We start from the raw sequence: 24744 nt of genomic DNA on the forward strand, positions 1-24744 counted from the left end.
ACTTATCTCTCCTTTATTTTATCTGCTTCAGGTATAACGTATGTTTTTGGTCTTTCCTGCCCCCGAAGAACCCGGAGAGCTCCTTCGTTAAGCGCCTCGAGTTCATTTTCACCGGGCATAACAATTATATCTGCAATCCACTCAATACGGGAACAAATTTTTTGTATGAATTCTTTCCCGTGCGCAAGCCCTCCAGTCAGAACAATTGCATCCACCCTGCCTTCGAGTACTGCTGCACTGGCGGCAATTTCTTTGCTTATCTGAAGAGCCATAGCGCTGTATACGCTTTCTGCTTCTTCATCCCCCCGGGAAATTCTGTTTTCCACTTCCACAGCGTCGTTCGTCCCAAGATAACCGACGAGTCCACCGCCGCCTACAATTTTTTTCATAATCTCATCCGAATAGTATTCTCCTGAAAAGCACATTGCTACGAGGTCTCCTGCCGGCACCGTCCCTGCACGTTCCGGCGAAAACGGCCCCTCTCCATGCAGACCATTATTCACATCAATAACCCGTCCGAAACAGTGGGCTCCTACAGTTATACCGCCGCCCATATGCGTTACGATGAGGCGTGCATCTTCATAGCTTTTATCCATTTTTTCTGCAACCCGCCGCGCAGCAGCTTTTTGATTAAGTGCATGAAAAATACTCTTTCGTTCAATATCTGCAAAGCCGGAAATCCTCGCTTCCGGCATCAGTTCATCGACGACTACGGGATCAACTATGAAGGCTGAAATATTAAGCTGTTCTGCTATTTCAAAGGCAATGATCCCTCCCAGGTTGGACGCATGCTCTCCTGCATATCCTTCTTTCAGATCTGCAAGCATGTCTTCATTAACCGTGTAGGTGCCCCCCTCTATTGGTCGCAGCAGACCGCCTCTGCCTACCACGGCTGACAGTTTAGATAAATTGATTCCTGACTGATCCAGCGTCTGCAGAATCATATTTTTCCGGAAAGAGTACTGATCAATAATGGAGGAATAGGGCGCCAGATCACTTCTTTCGTGACGAATCGTTTTTTCCAGAACTTCGTGCTCGTTATCGTAAATCCCTATTTTTGTGGAAGTAGACCCGGGATTCAACGCTAGTATTCTATATTGCTTTTCCACATTTTCCTCCTTATTTATCTGCCACGGGATAAAATATTCATTCCGTTCTGCAGAAACTGCCGGCGGGATTTTCTCATCGTTTCGATCCGTTCCTCGGCCAGGCGGTTCGCAGCTGCATAGGTTGGGATATTATCTCTTCTGGATATCTCGAATATTTTTTCTATGCTGTCGTAGATCGTCTCCACTTTTCTCATAGCGCGCTCCCGATTGTATCCAAGCAGTTCATCGGAAACATTGATGACTCCCCCCGAATTAATGACATAATCCGGTGCGTATACTATTCCCTTTTCCTGCAGAATCTCTCCATGACGGTTTTCCAGAAGCTGATTGTTCGCTGCCCCAGCCACCACTTTTGCTTTCAGCTTCGGAATAGTATTATCATTGATCGTTGCTCCTAAAGCACATGGTGAATAAATGTCGCAGTCTACACTGTATATATCTTCTATATCTACAGGTTTTGCCCCAAACTCCTCTACTGCACGATTAACAGCTTCCTTATTTATATCAGTCACAATCAGTTCGGCCCCTTCTTCATGAAGGTATCTGCACATATTGAAGGCTACGTTGCCGACCCCCTGAACCGCTACTTTTTTCCCTTCCAGGCTATCTGAACCAAATGCTTCTTTAGCGGCAGCTTTCATTCCTACATATACGCCATACCCGGTCACAGGTGAAGGATTTCCAGAGGAACCAAAGGCAGGCGACACTCCTGTTACATAATCAGTTTCTGAATAAACAAGGTCCATATCTTCTACTGTTGTACCGACATCCTCTGCAGTAATGTACCTGCCGTTTAGACCTTGGATAAATCTTCCGAAAGCACGAAACATCGCTTCGTTTTTATCCTTTTTCGGATCTCCGATAATAACTGTTTTTCCACCGCCGAGATTCAGTCCTGCCGCAGCGTTTTTGTAAGTCATTCCCCGGGCGAGACGAAGGGCATCTTTGAAAGCTTCTTCCTCTGTATCATACGTCCACATTCTCGTTCCCCCGAGTGCTGGTCCGAGCGTCGTATCGTGAATAGCAATGATAGCTTTAAGGCCGGATTCTTTGTCCTGGCACACTACAACCTGTTCGTAATCATATTCTTCCATATGTGTAAATAATTTCATAATTAATTCCTCCTGTGAATCTGTCTATGTTTTTTAGTGTAATAAATATGTTTTATTGGGAAAAATTCGTTTTCAGCCCGGGATGAAATTATTGGGCCAGCATTTATTATTAAGGTGCATCAAGGTTTTGTTAAAATTTTCTTGAAGCAGCAGCCATAACTACTGATAACAATCTGCTTTTTTCCGTATCAGTTCTTGAAGTCAGTACAATTGGAGCGCGGGCTCCGACGATCATTCCCCCGGCTGTCGCCTTTCCGATATAAGTAAATGATTTATAAAGGGAATTCCCTGTTTCAATCTCCGGAGCTACGATAATATCGGCGTCTCCCGCTACCGGGGACATAATTTTCTTACGGGCTGCTGCTTCAGCCGACACAGCATTATCAAACCCGAGTGGACCATCGACTAAACAGCCGCCTATCTGCCCCCGTCTGTTCATCTGCGTGATTACTGCTGCGTCCAGAGTCGCCTGCATGGCAGGATTAACCGTTTCGACAGCAGCAAGAAGGGCTGCTTTAGGTTCTTTCATGCCCATTTGATGAAGGGCTGAGACAGCATTTTCAACGATCTGTACTTTTTCTTTAAGGTCCGGAGCAATATTCATCGCTGCATCCGTCAAAAACAAAACCTTTTCTCTTCCAGGCATCTCAAAACCGGCAATATGAGAAAGAACATTACCTGTCCTTAAACCATATTCTTTATGAAGCACCGACTTCAACAGAATGGAAGTGGATACCATCCCCTTCATCAGCACATCCGCTTCTCCATCGGAAACGAGCCGCACCGCCGTTTCGGCTGCTTCTTTTTCATCAACGCAGTCAGTAAAGGATGTTATTCCTTCCATTTCTTCAAAACCTGCTTCCTTCATAGCATCTGTCATCTCCTGAAACGGACCGATGAAATGAAAATCAGCAAGAGACTGCTCTATCGCCGTCTTTGCCGCACGGAATATTGAAGGGTCCACAGCGTGCGCAACAGCAATAACTGTCCGGGACCGGCTTTGAAGAACCGCCGTTTTTAAAGACTCGAAATTCATCGCCTACACTCCTTTTAAATGCTGTACTTTATATTAAAATGCAAGAATGATGCCAAGTTGAATACTCCTTTCAACCCGGTAATTCCTATAAAAATCATGCAATAATATGCATGATACGCATTTTTTTGCATGCAATTTTTTGCATCAAAGGTGGTGCTTCTCCATTTTATAATATAAACTGCGAAGGCTGATTTGAAGACGGCGGGCTGTTTTAGTTTTGTTTCCATTTTCTTCAATCAGCGCCTGCTGAAGAGCTCTTCTTTCTGCTTTCTCTATTTCTTCTGCCAGGGACAGCTGCTCAGAAACTCCGGTCTTTTCGCCGATAACCCCTGTTTTTTCCTCTTCGGGGAATAAATCAGCAGCCTGTATAATACGAGCGCTTTGGGACATGTGTATGATTGCTCTTCCAAGTACATTTTCCAGCTCTCTAACGTTACCCGGCCACTGATACTGCTGCAGCTTCAGGAGAGCTTCTTCTGAAAGATCCTGAACATTTCTTCCGTATTCCTGGTTGAGCTTTTCCAGGAGATAGCGGGAGATTACGGGGATATCTTCGTTCCGTTCACGCAGAGCCGGAATATAAATCGGCACCCGGTTCAGCCGGTAATATAGATCCTGACGAAATTCGCCATTTTCGATTTTCTTTTCAATATCTACATTTGTCGCTGCAATAATCCGTACATCGACTTCTTCTGATTTTGTCCCTCCGACTTTTACAATTTCTCCTTCCTGGAGAACACGGAGCAGTTTCGCCTGCATTTTTGCAGACAGTTCACCAATTTCGTCAAGAAATATACTTCCTTTATCAGCTTCTTCAAACAGTCCCTTTTTTCCTCCCCGCCTCGCCCCGGAGAAAGCACCCTCCACATAACCGAAAAGCTCACTTTCCAAAAGCGTTTCCGAAAGTGCGGCGCAGTTTACCCGGACAAATCTGTTATATTTTCTGCGACTTTCGTTATGCACCGCGTGGGCGAAAAGTTCTTTCCCGGTACCCGACTCCCCCCGGAGAAGAATAGCTGCCGGCGTCTTTGCTGCGGCTTTCGCCTGTTCAACGGCCATTTGTTGCTCAGAGGAGCTTCCTGCGATATCAGCAAATTCATATTTTGCCTCTAAAGTCCGGATAATCCGCCGTGCCTGTTCCAGTTCGGTTGTAAGAGCTTCCATTTCAGATACATCGTGAATGACACCAACACTTCCCTGCACCTCTGCGTCAACTATCAGGGGAGCTGCGTTGACAACGACATCGCGCCTTGATGGACCCACTTTCATCCTGGCTCCTCTTACGGACTTCCTGCTCTGCAGTACTTTCATATGTATGCTTTCTCCTTCAGAAATATCAGTAGCTGCAGGTTTACCTATCACTTCTGCTTTAGTAAGGCCGGTAAGACGGGTATAGGCAGGATTAATTAATAAACCGTGCCCCTCATTGTCCACAACTGATATGGCATCATTCGATGATTCGATTATCGCTTCCAGCATCGTACGTATGCTTTTCAGGTTGGTTACTTCCTCTGCCATATTTTCTATTTCTGTTATGTCACGGAAGACAGCGAGAACACCTATTATTGCCCCTTCATCGTACATAGGTACTCTTGTAGTAATAATCGTCCTGTTTTCACCGATCTGCTGTTTACGATTCAATTCAGTTTTCTCCGTTTTTAATACGCGCGGAAGTCTGCTGCTCGGCATTTCCTTTTGAATATACTTACCTATCGAACCCTCTGCTGACAAACCAGTCATTTCCTCTGCCCGTCTATTAATCAGGGTGATTTTTTCTTCCCTGTCTATAGCGATCATTCCGTCATGCGTACTGTTGACAATTTTATGAAGTTTTTTGTTTTGTCGGACTGCCGCCTGCAGCTTTATATAGTATTCGTGCAGCCGTTTTATCACACCGCGTCCTGATTGAAAACTTATTTCTGCTTTTTCTCCAATAATAAGCGCGTATGGAACTGCTTTTTCCGCTTCTTTCAATGAATTGTATTCTTCAATTTTAAGATCTGTTTTTTCGTTCGTAGTAATAACAATACCGCATATATTAAAAGGTTCGGGGATGGGAGTATTATTCAGAAAATGCTCTATTTCTCTTTTTGTACCGTTCAGAAGTATATCCATCTTTCATCTGCCCTTTCCACCCTGCATCGTATCAGGGGAATACTGTTTTTTAGCATGTTTCTCTCTACTATACAAAATACTGGCTTTACAGGCTACTCGACTTTTCTGCCGCAATCCTTTAGAATAAAGCTGAGATTACGGTTTGAAATGAGGGAATATGATGACGATCCAGCGATTTGCCGCTTTAGTTATTCTGCTTATCCCTATCATTACAGCAGGATATGGCATAAAACTTATGAGAGATACTCTATTTCAGATTTTGAACACTCCTTTCCCTTCCCATTATCTTCAATTTCTGGCAGGTATGATCTGTCTTGCTGTCGGTGTCTGGTTTATCGGAGGTTTTATTCTCCACAGGGACCGGAAGAATAACAAGGTAGCCCCCCGTTTTCAAAAGCGGCAGCCTGCCAAAAAAAACCTGGAAGTCTAAAATGACTTCCAGGTTTTTTTATTTTCCATGCTCCACCCTCAGTTTATCCGCTACCATCGCAATAAATTCTGAATTAGTCGGCTTCGATTTTGCGCTGTTCACTGTATATCCGAACATTTTGGAAATAGAATCGACATTTCCCCGCCCCCAGGCTACTTCGATCGCGTGCCTTATAGCCCGCTCAACACGGCTCGGCGTTGTATTAAATTTATCGGCAATATCGGGGTAAAGAACCTTCGTTACAGACCCGAGCAGGTCAATGTCGTAATAAACCAGAGTTATCGCTTCCCGAAGATACATATAGCCTTTAATGTGAGCCGGGACTCCTATTTCGTGAATAATGCTCGTAATACTGGCATCAAGATTCATCGGGGTAAAGGACTGTTGAGAGTTACTCTGACTCCGTTCTTTTCCAGACTGCTCCGCAGAGGCTACTTCCCGTACTTTATCAACAAGCAAATCCATATCAAAGGGTTTCAGCACGTAGTAGGACGCTCCCAGCTCCCCTGCTTTTTTCGTAACTTCTTCCTGACCGAAAGCTGTGAGCATAATGATGCTCGGTTTTTTTTCAAGAGGTGTTTCGTTTAACTTTTCCAATACTGCGAGCCCATCCAGATGGGGCATAATAATATCAAGAATAATAACATCCGGCTGCTCTGTTTTTATAATTTCCAGGCACTCCTGCCCGTTGTAGGCTTTGCCAATTACAGTTATATCATCCGTATCATTAAGGTATTCTTCCAACAGACCAACAAGCTCTTTATTATCGTCGGCTACACAGACTTTAATTCTGTTCACTCCCGCGTCCCCCTTACCTCTCTGCCTCGTACTGTATTTCCTGCAGTTTATGATGCTCCAAGTATAGCATAGTAAAAGTGTACCTTTAAAGCAGGGGCAGGCCCGATTAACAACAACTCTTAACTCCCGCAGAGTTTATTATTAAATGGGTATAACATCTATTATCTTCTGCAGAACCAGCAGTGGCAGGGCTTCACCGGATATACCGGACTGTACAGAATAAATACACATTCAGAGAAAGAAATATTTTATATATTTTTTTCGAATAAGGTAAAAGAAAATGTGAAATCAGCCTGCTCCAGGTTATTTCCGGTCAGATGCCTGGGAAATAAGCTCCCGCGCATGCTGCTTCGTTACGTCTGTAATATCAGTACCGGACATCATGCGCCCTACTTCTTCAATCTGCTCTTCACTGTTCAGCGGATGGACGCTGGTTATAGTCCGTTCATCTTTTTCCTGCTTCGAAATAAACAAATGCGTATCGGCCATCGCCGCCACCTGAGGCAGGTGTGTAATACATAAAACCTGGGAGCCTTCGGCAAGGCGGTGTATTTTCGATGCAATCGCCTGTGCCACCCTTCCGCTTACTCCCGTATCGACCTCATCAAATATGAGGGAAGTTACGCCTTCGTGACGCGCGAGAATAGATTTCAATGCGAGTATCATCCGGGAAATTTCTCCCCCTGACGCTACTTTTGCCAGCGATTTCAGCGGTTCTCCTTTATTTGTCGCGACCTGAAATTCTATTGAGTCAATACCCGACCGTTGAAATGGATGTTTTTTCAACAGCTGTTCCGCCGGGAATTCTTCCTGAGGAGCTGTCCGAACAAGCACTTCAAACTCCGTGTGAGGCATATATAAATCTTTCAGCTGCTGCTGAATAGCCTCCTTCAGTTTACCGGCTGCCTTTTTTCTGATTCCACTTATGTGCATTCCCTCCACATAAAGGTCTGCGGCTGCAGCCTCCAGTTCCTGCTGCCATTCCCCAAGCCGCTGTTCCCGGTTAGTAAGTGTATCCAGCTCTTCTTCGATTGAAGCACAATATTCCAGGATTTCCTCCACACTTTCTCCGTACTTACGTTTCAGCTGGCTTATCTCACTCAGCCGGGCTTCAATTTCATGAAGTCTTTCCGGATCAAATTCGATGGACTCATAATAATCCCTTAAAGAAAAGGCAGCTTCTTCCAGCATATAATAGCTTTCTTCCACTGTTTCTTTTAACTTTCCAATCTCCGGATCCATTTCAGCCGCTTCTTCCACCTGATTTTTTGCAGCCATCACCCACTCCAGACCTTTGCTGTCACCGTATAAACTTTCGTATGCTCCATGAATCGTTCTGTAGAGTCCCTCACTGTTGTTCAGTTTTCTCTTTTCTTCTATCAGAAGTATGTCTTCCTGTGGCTGAAGCTGAGCCTGCTGAATTTCTTCAAACTGATACTGAATCAGGTCAAGCCGCTGTGCCATCTGCTGTTCATTGTCAGAAAGCTGCTTCAGCTGCTTAAGTTTTTTATCAAACCTGTCATACAGAAAGGAATATTCCTTTTTAGCTTCTTTCAATTCTTCCTCAGCAAACCGGTCAAGAAACATACCATGCTTATCGGTCTGCAGAAGCTGCTGATGCTCATGCTGTCCGTGAATATCGACAAGCTGCTGGCCGATCTGACGCAGAATGCCGAGTGTGGTCAGACGACCATTCACCCGGCAGACGCTTTTACCCTGCTTAGTGATTTCCCTTTTTAAAACAACTGTTTCTTCTTCATCAAGCTTAATTCCAAGATCCTGGAACAATTCTGCTGTTTCTGCAGGAAGAGGTTCTTCCACCGTGTACAAACCTTCGATTTCTGCCCTTTTGCTTCCGTGCCTTACAAACTCTACAGAGCCCCGTCCGCCTATGAGCAGCCCGATAGCATCAATAATAATTGATTTTCCCGCACCAGTTTCTCCAGTTAAAACTGTCAGACCCTCTTCAAACGATACTGTCAATTCTTCAATTATGGCAAAGTTCCGAATTGAAATTTCCATCAGCACAGCTGATCAGCTCCTTTCAGATTGATAAACAGAAACTATGTAGTGTGTTATTCCAAATACTGTATAAAGAAACCGGTCGTAAAGTTCAACAACTTTCCATGTCATACATTATAAAAGGGAGCCTTGAAATAATACAGCCCACTAAAGACCGGCCGCTTTCGTTTCCATAAGTAGGATTTTCAAGTAGGATTTTCCTGGAAAACCGGTTGAAAGTGGAGTTTTTCTCCAGTCATTAACAGCGGACACAGCGTTATAAAAAAAGGCTGAATCCTGCTTTGTACCAGGCCAGCCTTTTTCTTTATAACACTGTTTAGGTTAACTCTGCAGAAAAAACAGCACCGCAGCTTGCTCTCCGTCTTCTGGAGGCAGTTATTGTTTTCAGCCGTCCCCTCACATGAAAAAAGTACAGCTTCCGGATCTTTTAAGCATGTAGCAGGGAGGCTGAAAAAGTTCCTCATGCCTTATTAAAGCATTTCCAGAAATTTTTCAGTCATCTTCCCCGGATCCTCTTCTGAGCGGCAGATAATGAGAATGGTGTCATCCCCGCATATAGTTCCCATAATTTCTGTCCAGTCAAGATTGTCAACAAGTGCCCCTACCGCATTTGCATTACCGGGAAGGGTCTTAATAACGATCATATTGGATGTATAATCTATGGATACGAAACTGTCGATCAGGGCTCTTTTAAGCTTCTGCAGCGGATTGAACCGCTGATCGGAAGGGAGACTGTATTTGTAGCGTCCGTCCATCATCGGTACTTTTACAAGGTGAAGTTCTTTAATATCCCGGCTTACTGTCGCCTGAGTTACATTAAAACCGGCACTTCTCAGCTGGTCTACCAGTTCATCCTGAGTTTCGACGTCATTATTACCGATGATATCCCTGATTTTTATATGTCGCTGTCCTTTATTCATAGAAGAGTTCCTCCAAAAATTCAGTTTATTGCGGCGGTTTTTCGTGGGCTTCTTTCACCGTGCCTCTAATTTCACCTTCTCCGTACTCTGATTTTCCGGAGGCCCTCAGATGCATCAGAAATTCAATATTTCCTTCTCCTCCCCTGATCGGGGAAGGAACAATATTAATGACGGCGAAACCTGCTTCCTCAGCAATTTCAGCTGTCCTCTTTAGAACTTTTTCATGAACGGAAGGATCCCGGACAATTCCTTTTTTTCCAACCTCGTCCCTTCCGGCTTCAAACTGCGGTTTTATTAGTGCGGACACCTCGCCGTCAGCGGATATTATTTCTTTCAGCGCCGGCAGAATCAGCCTGAGGGAAATAAACGATACATCAATAGTGGCAAAGTCCGGCTGCCCCTGGTCGAAATCTGCCGGTGTACAGTAACGGAAGTTTGTTCTTTCCATGACTATTACCTGTTCATGCTGTCGAAGTTTCCAGGCAAGCTGATTATAGCCTACGTCAAGTGAATAAACGAGCCGGGCTCCTTCCTGAAGCGCACAGTCCGTAAACCCTCCCGTAGAGGCTCCTATATCGAGAACAATTTTATCTTTCAGGTTTAAATGGAAAGCCTCCACTGCCTTTTTAAGCTTCAATCCACCCCTGCTCACATAGGGACTGATCTCCCCTTTCAACGTCAGAACAGCGTCAACCGGCACTTTTGTGCCGGCCTTATCCACTCTTTCACCGTCAGCCAGAACGAGCCCTGCCATTATCGTACGTTTTGCTTTTTCTCTTGAGTCAATTATTCCCTGGTCCACGAGCAGTACGTCAATTCTTTCTTTTTTCATTTTCAGGCCCGCTGTTTTTTAGTAGGAAGCATTTCCAGGATACGCGCTGCTGCACTTTCATCTGTAAGACCCACTTCTTTAAGAAGGTCCGGTACGCCCCCGTGTTCGATGTAGCAGTCTTCGATACCCATCCGCTCTACTACTGCGGAATGGATCCCCTGTTCGTGATAAAATTCCAGTACCGCACTTCCGAATCCTCCTTGAAGAACATGTTCTTCCATTGTGAGAATCGGTTTTTGTTTTTTATTGAGTTCAATAAGCTTGTCATGATCGAGAGGTTTGATTGAACGGGCATTAACAACTTCTGTATATATGCCTTTTTGAGCGAGAAGCTCTGCCGCTGCTTCAGCTACGGGAACCATCGTACCAAAAGCAAGGATGGCTGCATCCTCCCCTTTTTTAAGCACTTCCCACTGTCCGATAGGAATTTCCTGCAGAGTTTCGTCCATCTCCACACCAATTCCACTGCCACGCGGATATCTCACTGCCACAGGTCCATCTTCGTGCTGTACGGCTGTGAAAAGCATATGCTGAAATTCATTTTCGTCCTTTGGCGCCATGAGTTTCATGTTAGGCAGATGACGCATGTAGGAGATATCAAATACACCCTGATGAGTTTCTCCATCTGCCCCGACGAGTCCGGCCCGGTCAATAGCAAAGGCCACATTTAAATTCTGGCGGCATACATCATGGACAAGCTGATCGTATCCGCGCTGAAGAAACGTGGAATAAATCGCAAGCACAGGTTTCATCCCCTGTGCTGCCAGTCCTGCTGACATCGTTGTTGCGTGCTGCTCTGCTATGCCGACATCAAACATTCTTTCCGGGAATTCCTGAGCGAATTTATCGAGTCCGCTTCCATTCGGCATGGCAGGAGTAACGGTGACGAGCTTCTCGTCCGTTCTGGCAATTTTTTTCATCGTTTCTGCAAAGACTCCGCTGTAGCTCGGCGGCCCCGGTTTCTTAACAACTTCACCGGATTCGATTTTGTACGGCCCAAGACCGTGCCAAGTGCCTTTAGCATCATTCTCGGCAGGTGCATAGCCTTTCCCTTTTTTGGTTACAACGTGGATCAGTACCGGCCCTTTAGTTTTTTTGGCGTACTGGATATTGGAACGCAGGTCATTGATATCATGTCCGTCCACCGGTCCAAGATACGTAAACCCGAGCTCTTCGAAAAACATACCCGATACAAACATATATTTGAGGCTGTCTTTCAGACGTTCCGCTGTAGCGGCAATACGTCCGCCGAATGCCGGTACTTTTTTAATAAGCATTTCAAGATCTTCTTTTGCCCGGGTATATTTACCGGCTGTACGCATTCTTCCCAGCATATTGTGAAGTGCCCCGACGTTCGGTGCAATTGACATTTCATTGTCATTCAAAATGACTGTCATGTCCCGCTGCTCATGACCAATATGGTTAAGCGCTTCCAACGCCATGCCCCCGGTCAAAGCGCCGTCCCCTATTATTGGAACGATATGCTCGTCCGATCCTTTCAAATCACGCGCGAGTGTCATACCCATCGCCCCGGAAAGCGAAGTGGAGCTGTGTCCTGTTTCCCAGCAGTCATGAATAGATTCGGAACGCTTTGGAAATCCGCATAGTCCTTTATGCTGGCGGAGAGTATCAAATTGACCGGCCCTGCCGGTTAATATTTTATGCACGTATGCCTGATGGCCTACATCAAATAAAAACTTGTCTTTCGGGCTCTCATACAGCTGGTGCAGTACGAGAGTCAGTTCCACCACCCCGAGATTCGGCCCGAGATGGCCTCCCGTAACTGAAAGTTTACTGATCAAAAATTCTCTTATATCTTCAGCTACACTCCGAAGCTGCCTGTCATCCAGCTCTTTTAAAAAAGCCGGGTCCTTCATCTCTAGTACATCCAAAAGAAACCCTCACTTTCTTCCTTTTAAATTCTTTCGCTTCTTCTTTTTCTTCTTAAAAATTGTTATTTTCAATTTTACCTCTATCACATAAAATAATCTACCCACACGGTAAATGATCTCTGTAGAATATTGAATCGCAAGTGTTTTCCCTACTGATTTTCCACCGACGGTCAATGCAGCGACGATACTTGTAAACAATACTGATATAGCAAACTGGGTGGTGGAACCTTCTTCATGACCTAGCTGGGAGGCAAGCTGCAGCACCACATAGGCAGAGGCTGTACCACTAATTACCCCTGCAATATCCCCGATAACATCGTTTGTAAAATTGGAAAATTTATCGGCATTGCGTGTTATTTGAACAGCCTGCCTGGCTCCGGGAAGTTTTTCCGCGGCCATCGCATGAAATGGCTTTTCACGGGCTGCAGTCGCGGCAACCCCTATAGTATCAGATATTACCCCCAGAAGGACGATGAGAAACACAATCATCATTCCTACTGCCCAGGCTACCCCGCTTAATATCGCTGTGGAAATGACAGAAAAAATAGCCGCTAACACGAGTGTGATAACGGCGATCATCCAGCTCCATCTTAATGATTGTTTCATTGATTCCTTCATTTATAAATCCCGTCTCCCTTGGGCAGCTCATACTTATTATGTAGATGGTGAGTGGTCATTAAAAGAGTAAAGACTGCGCCTTAGGTCCAGTAGGTTTTCCCAGCCGGGTACCGCAGCGTCGCCGCCACGGTGGTTTCCCTTTAAACCCGGCTTGACGCTGTCGCCAGACGCCAGACTGGATTACCACTCAGTACGCACTATAATCCTCATTTAATGTCCTGTGGAACAGTCTAGGGGTTTTCCCCGGCAGTTCAAATCAACCTCTATCCTCTTTTGCAGAGCTGATTTCATATGGTTGGCTACCATAATCCCCTCAGACTCCACTCAAGGCAGGCTACGCTGCCCGCTCGTTCCCTGACTCGCAAGGCAGGTTCATACCTGCAAGCACAGCATCAGTGGGTCTGACGCCATACTTACAGGCCTCCGCGGCTGCAGGGTCATCGCCCACATGCCTTTGTGGATCGCCCTACAGCCTTTACTCCCAGTCAGGACCCAGGGCTGGGCGCCTCAAGCCAAGACTAGGAACTTCATCGATGTGCCCTTTAGCGGATTTTTAGGCCCGCTTTCGAGGCTGTAGAACCGACTAGAATACTGCACCACTCACCTGTATTATTATATCATGAAATAAGAGGTACGGACAATTAAATGGCTACTGATCACGTTCTGCAATGTAAACTGCCAGCTCCTGCAGTATGTGACTCGGCACAGAAAGCTCCTCCAGTTCGGAAAGGGCCGCTCCCGTGTGAAATTTCAAACGCTCTTTAGTCTTTTCCAGACCGAGCAGGCTCACGTACGTATTTTTATGATTACCTTCATCACTTCCTACCGGTTTTCCCAGCAGCTGCTCGTCTCCCTCTACATCAAGCAGGTCATCTTTAATTTGAAAAGCCAGACCTATATGGATCCCGAACCGGTGAAGTGCCTCCTGCTCTTTCTTTTCCGCACCTGCAATAAAAGCTCCCATCTGAAGTGCTACGGCCAGCAGATCCCCGGTTTTGCGGTTATGAATACTTTCCATTTCCTCTACGGTAACTTCTTCATCCTCTGCAAGCATATCAGCTGTCTGACCTCCTACCATTCCGTCCGGTCCTGCCGCACGGGAAAGAAGGCGTACGTTTTCCAGTCTTTGTTCGGGAGTAAGACGATCATCGCTGGAAATAAGATGAAAAGCATGCGTCAGCAGGGCATCCCCGGCCAGTATCGCTGTGGCTTCACCGAATATCTTGTGATTCGTCGGTTTACCTCTGCGGAAATCGTCATTATCCATTGCCGGAAGATCATCATGAATCAAGGAATAGGTGTGTATCATTTCCAGCGCACAGGCAGTGCTGTCTCCTGCTGTTTTGTCCATATCATAGCTTTCGAGCACGGCATAGAGAAGCATCGGACGTATACGCTTCCCTCCGGCCTGAAGAGAATAAAGCATAGCCTCCTGAAGTTGAAGAGGAGCATCAAGCGAAGAAGTTATATCTTCAAAGAAGCTTTCCACCCTGGTTTTATGGCTGTCGATAAACGTGTCGAGAAGAGGCTTATTCACGCTACAATTCCTCCTCGGGAAGATTCGATAAGGACCCGTCTTCAGACAGAACTTCCGTCATCTGCTTTTCCACTTTGTGAAGCCGGTCGTGACAATCTTTCGAAAGTTTCATTCCCTCCTGAAACATATCTATCGCTTCTTCCAGAGGGACATCTCCCTGCTCGAGTTTCTGAACTATTTCTTCCAGTTCCCGCATTGATGTTTCAAAAGAAGCCTTTTTTTCTTCCCCCATTATAATCCCTTCCTTTCTTCTTGAACTTGTTTTTTTACAGTGCAGTCCAGGGATCCGTCCTGCAGACGAATGGTTACCGCTCCGCCTTCGTACGTATCTTCAATCGATTTGATTAAGCTTTTTTCTTCATTGTACACAAGGCTGTAGCCTTTTTTCATGAGCTGAAGCGGACTGAGCAGGTCAAGTTTGGAAACCTGCATGGACAACTGCTGATTTTTATTCTTCATAAGCAGCTCCATCGTGCGCACAAGATTTTTTTCAAGCTGCTCTGCCTTTTCCCTTTGAGAAGCCGCTTGCTTTTCAGGATGAACATTTTTCAGCCTTTCGTGCCATGACTGCAGGCGCTGCTGCTGTTCCTGACTTGCCTGCCGAAGACTCCGTTTCAGTCTCTCCTGCATCATGTCCAGCTGCTGCTCCTTTTCTTCAAGAAGCTTCTTCGGATACTTGAAAGCATAGGAATTTTCCAGTCTTTTTAATTGATCTCCTGCCTGCTTCATATGTTGAATCATGGTCCGCTGAAGCCGTGCATGGCGCTCTGCAGTAAATGCTCTCATTTCCTGTATATCCGGGACGACCATTTCCGCTGCAGCTGTTGGTGTCGGTGCTCTGAGATCAGCCGTGAAATCACTTATCGTTACATCCGTTTCGTGGCCGACAGCAGAAACAACTGGGGTCTGAGATTCAAATACAGCTTTTGCGACCTCTTCTTCATTAAATGCCCACAGCTCCTCGAGAGAGCCGCCTCCGCGGCCGATAATCATGACTTCAAAGATTCCCGCCTCATCCGCCTGGCGGACAGCACGGGAAATAGACCCGGAAGCATGAGGTCCCTGCACGAGCACCGGAAGAAGCGTCACTTTTGCAAGAGGATATCTTCTTCTGAGAGTTGTGACAATATCTCTGACCGCGGCCCCTGTTGGTGATGTTACGACTGCGATACGTTCCGGTATTCTCGGAAGTGGTTTTTTACGGCTTTCTTCAAAGTAGCCCGCTGCTTCAAGTTTTTTCTTCAGCTGTTCAAACGCGAGATACAGGTCACCAATACCGTCGGGCTGCATTTCTTTTACGTAAAACTGATACTGGCCGAATGGTTCATAAACTGATATGTCACCGCGTACAAGTACTCCCATGCCATTTTCGGGTGTAAAGCGGAGAGATTTATTGCTGCCGGCAAACATAACAGACTGGAGTCGGGAACGGTCATCTTTGAGTGTAAAGTACATGTGGCCCCGGCTGTGTTTTTTAAAATTGGATATCTCAGCACGGACCCACACATTCTGGAGCGCAGCGGAAGTATCAAGCAGTTTTTTTATTTTGACAGTCACATCATATACTGATAAAAACTGACCATTCACACTATCCCTTCTTTCCACCGGCTGCACGCTCTGCTGCTTTCAGCGTGTTATACATGAGCATTGTAATTGTCATAGGTCCTACGCCTCCCGGTACCGGGGTCACGTAGGAAGCTTTGTCTTTTACCGATTCAAAATCGACGTCTCCTGTCAGCTTGCCCTCTTCCGTGCGGTTGATGCCCACATCAATAATTACCGCCCCGTCTTTAATGTAGGACTCATCCAAAAACCCGGCGCGTCCTATAGCGACCACGATGATGTCCGCCTGCTTTGTCATCTCACGGATATCTTTCGTCCGGGAATGGCAGTAAGTGACAGTAGCATTTTCATTAAGCAGAAGCTGTCCAACAGGTTTTCCTACTATGTTGCTCCGGCCGACGACTACAGCATGCCTGCCTTCGATAGGAATATTTTTCATTTTTAACATATGTATAATTCCGAAGGGAGTACAGGGCAGAAAGGAATCTTTTCCTATCATCATTCTTCCGATATTCACTGGATGGAAGCCGTCCACATCCTTTTCCGGTGAAATGGCTTCAATAATCTTCTCTTCAGAAATATGATCAGGAAGCGGCAGCTGTACAAGAATGCCGTGAATGTTGTCTTTTTTGTTCAGCTTGTCAATCTTTTGGAGAAGCTCTTTTTCAGATATAGTATCTTCTGTACGATCCACTTCAGAATAAATACCTGCTTCACGGCACGCCTTCTCTTTACCCCTTACATAGGAAGCGGAGGCAGGGTCATCTCCTACGAGAATGACCGCAAGTCCCGGGATAGTTCCTTCCTCTCCAAGCCGTTCTGCTTTTTCTTTAAGTTCCCGGCGTGTTTCCGCTGCTATTTCCTTGCCCGATATAAGCTCTGCACTCATTGATAAACAACTCCCCTTCAGATAATTATCATTACTCGTTTTCGAGTATTGAAGCTATTTTGGAGGCCACACCATTTACAAATTTCCCGGCTTCTTCCTCTGCGTTAAAACCTTTTGCCAGATCAATGGCTTCGTTAATACTTACGTTCACAGGAACGTCTTCTACGTATTTCATTTCGTAAACGCAGAGACGAAGTATCGCTCTATCCACTCTGGAAAGCCGTGACAGCGTCCAGTGCTCCAGCACACTGTCCAGCAGACCATCTATTTCTTTCTGATTTTCCAATGTTCCTTTTACCAGCTGAAGAAGAAAATCATTTCCTTCCTCTTCTTTTTCAAGCGTTGCTTCAATTGCTTCTTCGGCTGAGACTCCGGTCATTTCGACCTGATACAGCGCCTGGACGGATTTGATCCGCGCCACTCGTCGATTCATTTTATCTTTCTCCTTTTCTGCTAACAGGTCAATTCAATACTTACTCATAATAGCATAGAAAAGGGGCCCCTTGCACGAAGATGTCTTAAAACGTAACGCTCTGCACACCGGAGGATTTAACAGACCTTCAGTTGACCTGTGAAGATACTTTACAGCGGTAACCGTGAACAATAGTACAAACCGCAGAAAATTCTGTGAAGCCGGGCGGATTGCTCATTCACAATCAGAAAGCCGCCCCGGGAAAAACCGGAGCGGCTCTGCATAGTACGATCAGGAATCTGCCAGAACAGTTTCCTCGTCGTTTTTTGATTCAAACTGTATCCCTGTAATATGAATATTTACAGATAACACTTCAATAGATGTCATTGTTTTCAAAGTCAGTACAATGTTTTCCTGTACTTTTTTTCCTGTCTCAGGAATAGAATGTCCGTATTTAGCGACAATATAAACATCAAGAGTAAAACCTTCTTCACTGACTTCGGCTCTTACTCCTTTACTGTGGGTGCTTCTTCTTCCAAGGCGTTCCGCCACACCGGTTGCGAAGTTCCCTTGAAGGTGGTCGACTCCATCGATCTCCGAAGCTGCCAGTCCGGCTATAATTTCGATTACGTCCGGTGATATCTCGACTTTACCTAAATCATTTTTATGTCCCGGAAGCTGGATCATCTGATATTCAGCCATCCTTATTCCTCCCTCGGTTTAATCGGATATGTTTCCAGGAACTTAGTGTTAAAATCTCCGCTGCGGAAAACGTCGTGGGCAAAAAGCTGCTGATGAAATGGAATTGTCGTTTTAACACCTTCCACCATAAACTCATCCAGTGCTCTTTCCATTTTGGCAACAGCTTCTTCGCGGTCTGCGCCGTATACGATTAACTTTGCAACCATAGAGTCATAGTAAGGGCTTATCATATAGCCTGTATAAACAGCGCTGTCGACCCTCACTCCCGGTCCGCCCGGCGGAAGATAATACGAAATTCTTCCGGGGGAAGGCATAAAGTTTTTAAATGGATCCTCAGCGTTAATCCGGCATTCAATGGACCAGCCGTTGAAAACAATATCCTCCTGTTTTACCGAAAGCTCTTTTCCGGAGGCTACATTGATCATTTCTTTAATCAGGTCCACTCCTGTAACCATTTCCGTAACAGGATGCTCCACCTGTATCCGTGTATTCATTTCCATAAAATAAAACCGGTTTTCTGTGTGATCAAATATAAATTCAATCGTACCGGCACCTGTATAATCAACAGCTTTAGCTGCTCTGACAGCTGCCTGGCCCATTTCCTCCCGTATTTCCGGTGAAATAGCGGGCGAAGGCGTCTCTTCAACAAGTTTTTGAAGACGTCGCTGAATCGTACAGTCCCTTTCCCCGAGATGAACAACGTTTCCATAGTTATCAGCCATCACCTGGATTTCCACGTGGCGGAAATCTTCAATGAACTTTTCAAGATAAACGCCTTCGTTGCCGAAGTTGGCTTTAGCCTCTTTCTGGGTTACGGAAATTCCTTTTCGGAGCTCCTCTTCGGTTTTCGCTACACGGATACCTTTTCCTCCACCGCCGGCCGTTGCTTTTATAATAACGGGATAGCCGATTTCTTCGGCTACTCTTACGCCGTCATCCGGAGATTTTACAAGTCCATCAGATCCAGGAACAACGGGAACTCCCGCTTCCTCCATTGTTTTTCTGGCCACATCTTTAGTTCCCATCTGGCTGATGGCATAGGGGCTGGGGCCTATGAACGTAATGTTGCAGGCTCCGCAAATTTCTGCAAAATCAGGGTTTTCCGACAGAAAACCATATCCTGGATGAATGCCATCGGACTCCGTCAGTGTTGCTGCACTCATGATATTTGTGAAATTCAAATAACTGTCTGCACTAGAGACCGGGCCGATGCAGTAGGACTCATCCGCAAGCTTCACATGCAGAGCATCATGATCAGCTGTGGAATACACAGCCACTGTTTTAATACCCATTTCTTTACACGCTCTGATTATTCTTACCGCGATTTCCCCGCGGTTGGCTATTAGAATTTTTTTCAGCATAATATCCCTCTATTCCGGCTTCACAAGAAATAGTTCCTGTCCGTATTCCACCAGCTGGCCGTTTTCTGCAAGTACTTCCACAATTTCTCCGTCAATTTCTGCTTCTATTTCATTCATGAGCTTCATCGCTTCGACAATACATACAACACTTTCATTCTTCACTTTATCACCCTTTTTCACATACGGATCAGCATCCGGGGAAGGGGACGAATAAAACGTCCCGACCATAGGTGAGGAAATTTTATGGAGGTTTTCCGAATCGGAAATTTCTTTTTGTGGTTTTTCTTCTTCTGCGGCCGGTTTAACTTCCTGCTGCACTGGAGCAGAAGGAGGCTCAGCGGGCGCTTCCGGAGGTGATTGTTCCGGCTGGGGAATCTGAACAGTGCCACCTGAAGCACTGTTTTTCCTTAACTGTACTTTAGCACCGTTCTGCTCGTATTTGAATTCGCTGATGCTGGAATCATCAATTAATTTAATTAATTCTCGTATTTCCTGAATTTTCAACATAGATTTCACTCCTGTTTTTGTTTTGGCTTCGGCTGAAGCATGTTTATTGGAATACCAGAAAACAGAGCCTTGGAGCTTCTCTGTTTCTGTATGAACAACCCCGGCACAAACTGCGTTTATTATGTACCCTGCGCCAGACTGCCTATATAAGATTTATGCTACCTTAAATCAACCGGATTGAAAACCTTTTTTACATAAACTGCCGTATTCCAAAAATATATCTCACGTAATGGTGTCTTTCTTTTGGTAACGCTTACAATAAAAAGCAGGCACTGAAACTGATACCGGTATATTACCAGGAAGGGGGCGGACCGATGCTGTACGGGAACCGCCCCTCCTTTTACACTTCTTCTTCCGTCTTAGGGGTATTCTTATATTCTCTGAAGACAGGGAAATCAGAAAGGTTATCCGGAATTTTACCCTCTTCCAGCAGGATAATCTTAACCATATCTTTGTTTCTTGCCATATGATACTTTTCTCCATATTCATTTTCTTTTGTATATTGTTTCAGACTGTCGTAATCTTTTTCCTGGATGGAAACGGGGGCTCCTTCCGCTTCTTCGGGATTCTGTTCAAACCCTACTTGGAACTCCACGATTTGTATTTTATCGTTTTTAATGTTGCGCGTCTGCTCCAGTACTGCTTTAGCGCCTTCCGTTAAATCTGACCAATCCATACTATTACCTCCTGCATACCGGCCTGGCCGGTGATTTTATTAAGCCCGGGACACGTACTTTCCTTCCCGTGTATCGATAATGAGTCTGTCCCCCTGATTGACGAAGAAAGGAACCTGTACAGTAAGACCTGTTTCCAGCGTTGCCGGCTTAGTCCCCCCTGATGCTGTATCGCCCTTAATTCCCGGCTCCGTTTCAGTTACTTCCAGCTCGACAGACTGTGGAGGCTCCACACCGAGAATTTCATTTCCGTACATAAGTATGCTGACTTCCATATTTTCTTTTAAGAATTTCAGCTGGCGTTCAATCTGTCCGGTTTGAAGATCGATTTGTTCGTAGGATGAAGTGTCCATAAATGCATGGTCATCCCCACTTGAATAAAGGTACTGCATCGTTTTATTTTCGATGTGTGCCTTTTCTACCTTTTCACCGGCCCGGAATGTTTTTTCCTGGGTGTTTCCTGTACGGAGACTGCGCAGCTTTGAGCGTACAAATGCTGCACCTTTTCCCGGTTTAACGTGTTGAAATTCAAGCACCTGCCAAATATCATTATCTGTTTCAATTGTCAGTCCTGTCTTAAAATCGTTTACTGAAATCATGTTTGTTCCTCCTTTATTAAATGAACTGCTGAATCGGAACGTGCTTTTATGACGTCAAGCTGCTACAAAACAATCAGTTCCTTCGAAGACTTCGAAAGAATACGGCAGCCGTCCTCGGTAATAACTACATCATCCTCAATTCTCGTGCCGCCGGTGCCCGATACATATATTCCTGGTTCCACTGTCACTACCATTCCCGGTTCCAGCTTCTGACTGCTTCTGAAGGACAATCCTGGTCCTTCATGCACTTCCATCCCCATGCCATGGCCGGTGGAATGTCCGAAAAACTCCCCGTAACCTTTTTCTTTAATATAATCACGGGTGAGGGCATCGGCTTCTATACCAGTTATTCCCGGCTTTAGACCTTCCACCCCACGTATCTGCGCTTCAAGCACTGTTTCGTAAATTTCCCTCAGTTTCTCTGAAGGCTCTCCTACCGCAACTGTCCTCGTAATGTCTGAACAGTATCCTTTGTAATAAGCTCCGAAATCAAGGGTGACGAGCTCTCCTGATTCAATTTCCTTATGACTGGCAACTCCGTGCGGGAGCGCCGACCGGTATCCGGAAGCAACGATAATATCGAACGAAGAAGAATCCGCACCTTTTCTGCGCATGAAAAATTCCAGTTCATTTGACACGTCAATTTCTTTTACTCCTGGTTTTATAAAGCTTTGAATATGCGTAAAAGCTTCGTCGGCGATATTCACCGCCTCCTGGATGATGTTAAGTTCTTCATCCGTTTTCCGAAGACGCAGCTTTTCTACAAGGCCTTCCACCGGTACAAGTTCTACCCCGAGTTTTTCGGTGTATGTTTCATACTCACCAAACGTCACATGATTTTTTTCAAAGCCAAGCCGGTTAATCCCCATTTTTTTCAGCTGTGCGGCTGTTTCTTCCACAAGGGGTACTTTATGTTCAATCACTTCGAATCCCTCAGCCTGCTTTTCAGCCTGGTCTGCATAGCGGAAATCTGTTATAAACTTTGCTTCAGTGTCTGATATAACCGCTGCCCCTGCTGTCCCTGTAAATCCTGTAATATATCTCCGGTTGTATGTACTTGTAATAATGATCCCATCAATTTCGGCTTTTTTCATCTGTGTACGAATTTCTTCCAATCTATTCAAGAGCTTCCTCCTTCTATACCTGTTTTGTCTGTCTGCTTCCCCGGGCTCTGTTCTTTAATCTCAAACTCCGTTTAAAGCCGGCGCGAAACTCCTCACCATGCGGGAGGTGAATGAAGCGTAGTCGCTGCTAAAGACAGTACGGAGAATAAGCAGTCAGCAGCCTGAAACAGCTTCTGGCAATTTCCGAGGCGGTCGGCACCACAGTTTTCCTATGATTTCCGTGTCGAAAGAAGCGGACAAAGGTCACCGTACCTTCTCCCCACTGGTATTTTATCACAAGGCTCCCTTCTTGAATAGCTCGTCCCGCCGGTCCGTTGAAAGAGAGGTGTAATATGTTCGAAGATAGGGAATAGAAATACACAGATTTAATGGAGGTATTTAAATTAATAGTGTAGAATTATAATTAATAATATCCCTGATACCTGCCCCGAGCTGCCTGCAGCTAAACTTCCCTGGAGGTGTGAGCATATGTCTTTTAAAAGTCTGCCCCCTGTCCTTCTTGTTGTCATCGGACTCGCGGTTTTAGGAATCGGCGGACACCTGATTCAGGATCCGGGCGGTTTTATAAGGAACATATTTGTAACGATTGGTGTTGTTACGCTGCTTATTCTGGTCTTCCGGCGCTATATTCAACCCCGGCTTATGCAGCGTCAATCCGGTTTCCAGGTACCTGTTAAAAATGGGAGACCTGAGCCTGCTTCCTCAACGGCTCCCCGGAGTAAAAGCCGTCCGAAAACCCGCCGCGGGAATACAGCTCTAAAAACTGTAAAGCATGAAAAACGGGGAGCGCGGCCCTTGATTAAAAAACAATCAGATGTGAAACTTACCGTCATTGAAGGTAAAAAGAACACCAAGAAAAAGAGCCGGGCTTTGTTTTAACCGCTTGGCTCTTTTTCTATAGTTATGAGTGATATTGCTCTTTGGGAGGTTTTTTTATGTCGGCTCCTGAATTTTTTGTGAATATTTATTCGCAGCTGCTTTTTATAGGCTGGCTTATCACTGCCGGTACTGTTTATTGGGGGCTGGACAAACGCGCTGGTTTTCAGCTTCTTTATCTTACTGTTCTTTCGCTGTCCATCGGCTATATAATTATAATGTATTTTCCTTATATACAATTAAATAATCAGCAGGCTCTCGTGACCCATCCGCACGTTCAGACCACGGTTACGCTGTTTGCTTTTCTTCTGCCTCTCTGTAAACGAAAATATGAAGTAGCACTGTGCATGGCTGTTCCACTTGCAGTAAGCCTCGGCTATCTTCTGGAAGGTGTTTCCGTTTTTTCTATTACAGGCGGTATTATTATTGGGGGATTCATCAGCTATACTCTTTATCGAAGTCACGAATGGCTCGGCTCCATGCCTGATGCCTACTTGTTTACATTTTCCATCATTCTGCCGATATTTATTTCCGCGTTGATCTATCCGGAAGCCTACTTTCTGCTTCTGCCGGGAATTCTTCTCGGTATCGGCGTCGGAGCTTCCATGGAACAGTACAAAATCAGACTGCATATAGAAGCCACCCCGAGAAAAAGTAAAGTTATCGCTTTCTTTATCGGTTCGGCAGGAATTATTTTTGTTCTGTCTGCTGTAAGACCGGTGTTCAGCATATTTATGACCGGTGAACTCGTAACTGGTGTTTTTATAGGTTTATGGATAACACTTATTCTTCCTTTTCTTCTGCTTGTGGCAAATTTATACGTGAGACACGGAAATACCGAGCAGATTGTCCGGTAGCGTTAACAGATCGTTCTTAAAATATTTCCAATAAAAGACTTGATACCCTGGAAAAAAGGCTGCCTCTGAATGGGCAGCCTTTTTCTTTATTCGTTTATTTTTTTTATCAGCCATTCAATTATCTCTTACTGCTTCCTCATTTTTTTCCTGCACTTTACGTAGAGATTCCACTCTTTCCGGTTCTTCTTCAAAATATTGGACGAGATCCCCCACTCTGTCTATTGCTTCCCAGCTCAGATGATGTTCAATACCTTCAACGTCCTTATAAATTCTGGATTCATCGACTCCTATAATGCGCATAAACTCTTCCAGCAGCTCATGCCGGTATACAAGTCTCTTTCCTATTTTTCTACCTTTAGAAGTAAGTACAAGTCCCCGGTATTTTTCGTAAACGAGATAATCATTTGCGTCTAATTTCTGTACCATTTTAGTAACAGAAGAAGGATGTACGGCTAATGCCTCTGCTATATCTGAAACTCGGGCATATCCTTTTTCATCGATCAACTGGTATATTCGTTCTAAGTAATCTTCCATACTTGGTGTCGGCATATCGCATCCTCCAGACGTTTCCATTTATAAAGTGCAGAAACTGTAATACGCACTTTTATTTTAGCATAATGAATTGAGTATTTCTACGCTGTGGCGGGCCCGGCTGATAAATAAGCAGGCCGGAAAGAAGGTTAATACGGTCTTGAAGAACGTGAACGGCCTGTGCATAAAACATTATGAACCACTTATCCCGAAAAGAGGCCGGAACCC

General features: G+C 45.3%; 25 protein-coding genes. 3 read left to right on the plus strand and 22 right to left on the minus strand.

Translation table 11 applies throughout. The features are described 5' to 3' along the window. Positions 1-2: 2 nt before the first annotated feature. From buk to C6Y45_RS00690, 4 genes are all read right to left on the minus strand, one after another. Positions 3-1109 (minus strand): butyrate kinase, encoded by a 1107-nt coding sequence (buk, locus tag C6Y45_RS00675; protein ID WP_107582946.1) that lies wholly within the window; start codon positions 1107-1109, stop codon positions 3-5. A 14-nt stretch (positions 1110-1123) separates the two neighbouring features. Then, the gene (locus C6Y45_RS00680; RefSeq protein WP_107582948.1) at positions 1124-2221 is read right to left on the minus strand and encodes a Leu/Phe/Val dehydrogenase; all 1098 of its coding nucleotides are present in this window, start codon (positions 2219-2221) and stop codon (positions 1124-1126) included. A gap of 130 nt (positions 2222-2351) precedes the next feature. Continuing rightward, positions 2352-3257: a bifunctional enoyl-CoA hydratase/phosphate acetyltransferase gene (locus C6Y45_RS00685; RefSeq protein ID WP_107582950.1), complete on the minus strand. Its 906-nt coding sequence runs from the start codon at positions 3255-3257 to the stop codon at positions 2352-2354. Positions 3258-3401: 144 nt separating this feature from the next. Next, entirely contained in the window at positions 3402-5372 is a 1971-nt protein-coding gene (locus C6Y45_RS00690) for a sigma-54 interaction domain-containing protein (protein WP_107582952.1), read from the minus strand. Positions 5373-5538: 166 nt separating this feature from the next. On the opposite strand from C6Y45_RS00690, the gene C6Y45_RS00695 reads away from it, so the two are divergent. After that, positions 5539-5802 (plus strand): DUF2627 domain-containing protein, encoded by a 264-nt coding sequence (locus tag C6Y45_RS00695; RefSeq protein ID WP_107583253.1) that lies wholly within the window; start codon positions 5539-5541, stop codon positions 5800-5802. A gap of 18 nt (positions 5803-5820) precedes the next feature. Here the strand turns inward: C6Y45_RS00695 and spo0A are convergent, their stop codons facing one another. The 17 genes from spo0A to C6Y45_RS00780 form a co-directional block, all read right to left on the minus strand. Next, positions 5821-6600, minus strand: a complete 780-nt coding sequence (spo0A, locus tag C6Y45_RS00700; protein ID WP_107582954.1) for a sporulation transcription factor Spo0A — start codon at positions 6598-6600, stop codon at positions 5821-5823. A 303-nt stretch (positions 6601-6903) separates the two neighbouring features. Further along, on the minus strand, positions 6904-8628 hold the full coding sequence (gene recN / locus C6Y45_RS00705) for a DNA repair protein RecN (protein ID WP_107582955.1): 1725 nt from the start codon (positions 8626-8628) through the stop codon (positions 6904-6906). A gap of 464 nt (positions 8629-9092) precedes the next feature. Next, positions 9093-9542: a transcriptional regulator AhrC/ArgR gene (ahrC, locus tag C6Y45_RS00710; protein WP_107582957.1), complete on the minus strand. Its 450-nt coding sequence runs from the start codon at positions 9540-9542 to the stop codon at positions 9093-9095. Positions 9543-9567: 25 nt separating this feature from the next. Beyond that, positions 9568-10380, minus strand: a complete 813-nt coding sequence (locus tag C6Y45_RS00715) for a TlyA family RNA methyltransferase (protein ID WP_107582959.1) — start codon at positions 10378-10380, stop codon at positions 9568-9570. Next, positions 10377-12266 carry a 1-deoxy-D-xylulose-5-phosphate synthase gene (gene dxs / locus C6Y45_RS00720; RefSeq protein WP_107582961.1) on the minus strand — a complete coding sequence of 630 codons (1890 nt, stop codon included), beginning with the start codon at positions 12264-12266 and terminating at the stop codon, positions 10377-10379. Before dxs ends, C6Y45_RS00715 begins: the two co-directional genes overlap by 4 nt. Positions 12267-12275: 9 nt before the next feature. Further along, entirely contained in the window at positions 12276-12884 is a 609-nt protein-coding gene (locus tag C6Y45_RS00725; protein ID WP_107582963.1) for a CNNM metal transporter family protein, read from the minus strand. A gap of 649 nt (positions 12885-13533) precedes the next feature. Then, complete coding sequence (locus C6Y45_RS00730; protein WP_245922444.1) at positions 13534-14421, minus strand: polyprenyl synthetase family protein; 888 nt, start codon at positions 14419-14421, stop codon at positions 13534-13536. 1 nt (position 14422) lies between these two features. Next, entirely contained in the window at positions 14423-14653 is a 231-nt protein-coding gene (xseB, locus tag C6Y45_RS00735; protein ID WP_107582967.1) for an exodeoxyribonuclease VII small subunit, read from the minus strand. Then, entirely contained in the window at positions 14653-16008 is a 1356-nt protein-coding gene (xseA, locus tag C6Y45_RS00740) for an exodeoxyribonuclease VII large subunit (protein ID WP_107582969.1), read from the minus strand. The genes xseB and xseA overlap by 1 nt, the downstream gene beginning before the upstream one ends. Before the next feature lies 1 nt (position 16009). Further along, positions 16010-16873, minus strand: coding sequence for a bifunctional methylenetetrahydrofolate dehydrogenase/methenyltetrahydrofolate cyclohydrolase FolD (folD, locus tag C6Y45_RS00745; protein WP_107582971.1), 864 nt, complete (start codon positions 16871-16873; stop codon positions 16010-16012). Positions 16874-16904: 31 nt separating this feature from the next. After that, a complete protein-coding gene (nusB, locus tag C6Y45_RS00750) occupies positions 16905-17306 on the minus strand; it encodes a transcription antitermination factor NusB (RefSeq protein WP_107582973.1) in 402 nt (133 codons plus the stop codon). A gap of 270 nt (positions 17307-17576) precedes the next feature. Continuing rightward, positions 17577-17987 carry an Asp23/Gls24 family envelope stress response protein gene (locus C6Y45_RS00755; RefSeq protein ID WP_107582975.1) on the minus strand — a complete coding sequence of 137 codons (411 nt, stop codon included), beginning with the start codon at positions 17985-17987 and terminating at the stop codon, positions 17577-17579. Positions 17988-17989: 2 nt separating this feature from the next. Continuing rightward, positions 17990-19348: an acetyl-CoA carboxylase biotin carboxylase subunit gene (gene accC / locus C6Y45_RS00760; RefSeq protein ID WP_107582977.1), complete on the minus strand. Its 1359-nt coding sequence runs from the start codon at positions 19346-19348 to the stop codon at positions 17990-17992. Positions 19349-19357: 9 nt separating this feature from the next. Then, positions 19358-19855 carry an acetyl-CoA carboxylase biotin carboxyl carrier protein gene (gene accB, locus C6Y45_RS00765; protein ID WP_107582979.1) on the minus strand — a complete coding sequence of 166 codons (498 nt, stop codon included), beginning with the start codon at positions 19853-19855 and terminating at the stop codon, positions 19358-19360. A 340-nt stretch (positions 19856-20195) separates the two neighbouring features. Next, a complete protein-coding gene (locus tag C6Y45_RS00770; RefSeq protein ID WP_107582981.1) occupies positions 20196-20531 on the minus strand; it encodes a hypothetical protein in 336 nt (111 codons plus the stop codon). A gap of 39 nt (positions 20532-20570) precedes the next feature. After that, positions 20571-21128, minus strand: a complete 558-nt coding sequence (efp, locus tag C6Y45_RS00775; protein WP_107582983.1) for an elongation factor P — start codon at positions 21126-21128, stop codon at positions 20571-20573. A gap of 62 nt (positions 21129-21190) precedes the next feature. Continuing rightward, entirely contained in the window at positions 21191-22252 is a 1062-nt protein-coding gene (locus C6Y45_RS00780; RefSeq protein WP_107582985.1) for a M24 family metallopeptidase, read from the minus strand. A gap of 468 nt (positions 22253-22720) precedes the next feature. Here C6Y45_RS00780 and C6Y45_RS00785 point away from each other — a divergent pair, with 468 nt between their 5' ends. Next, entirely contained in the window at positions 22721-23131 is a 411-nt protein-coding gene (locus C6Y45_RS00785) for an SA1362 family protein (protein WP_107582987.1), read from the plus strand. A 56-nt stretch (positions 23132-23187) separates the two neighbouring features. After that, positions 23188-23985, plus strand: coding sequence for a hypothetical protein (locus tag C6Y45_RS00790; RefSeq protein ID WP_107582989.1), 798 nt, complete (start codon positions 23188-23190; stop codon positions 23983-23985). Between the two features lie 114 nt (positions 23986-24099). Here C6Y45_RS00790 and mntR read toward each other — a convergent pair whose 3' ends face one another. Next, a complete protein-coding gene (gene mntR, locus C6Y45_RS00795) occupies positions 24100-24534 on the minus strand; it encodes a transcriptional regulator MntR (RefSeq protein ID WP_107582991.1) in 435 nt (144 codons plus the stop codon). Positions 24535-24744 lie beyond the last annotated feature (210 nt).

Origin of the sequence: Alkalicoccus saliphilus (assembly GCF_003044065.1) — a bacterium.
Classification (GTDB): Bacteria; Bacillota; Bacilli; order Bacillales; family Salisediminibacteriaceae; genus Alkalicoccus; species Alkalicoccus saliphilus.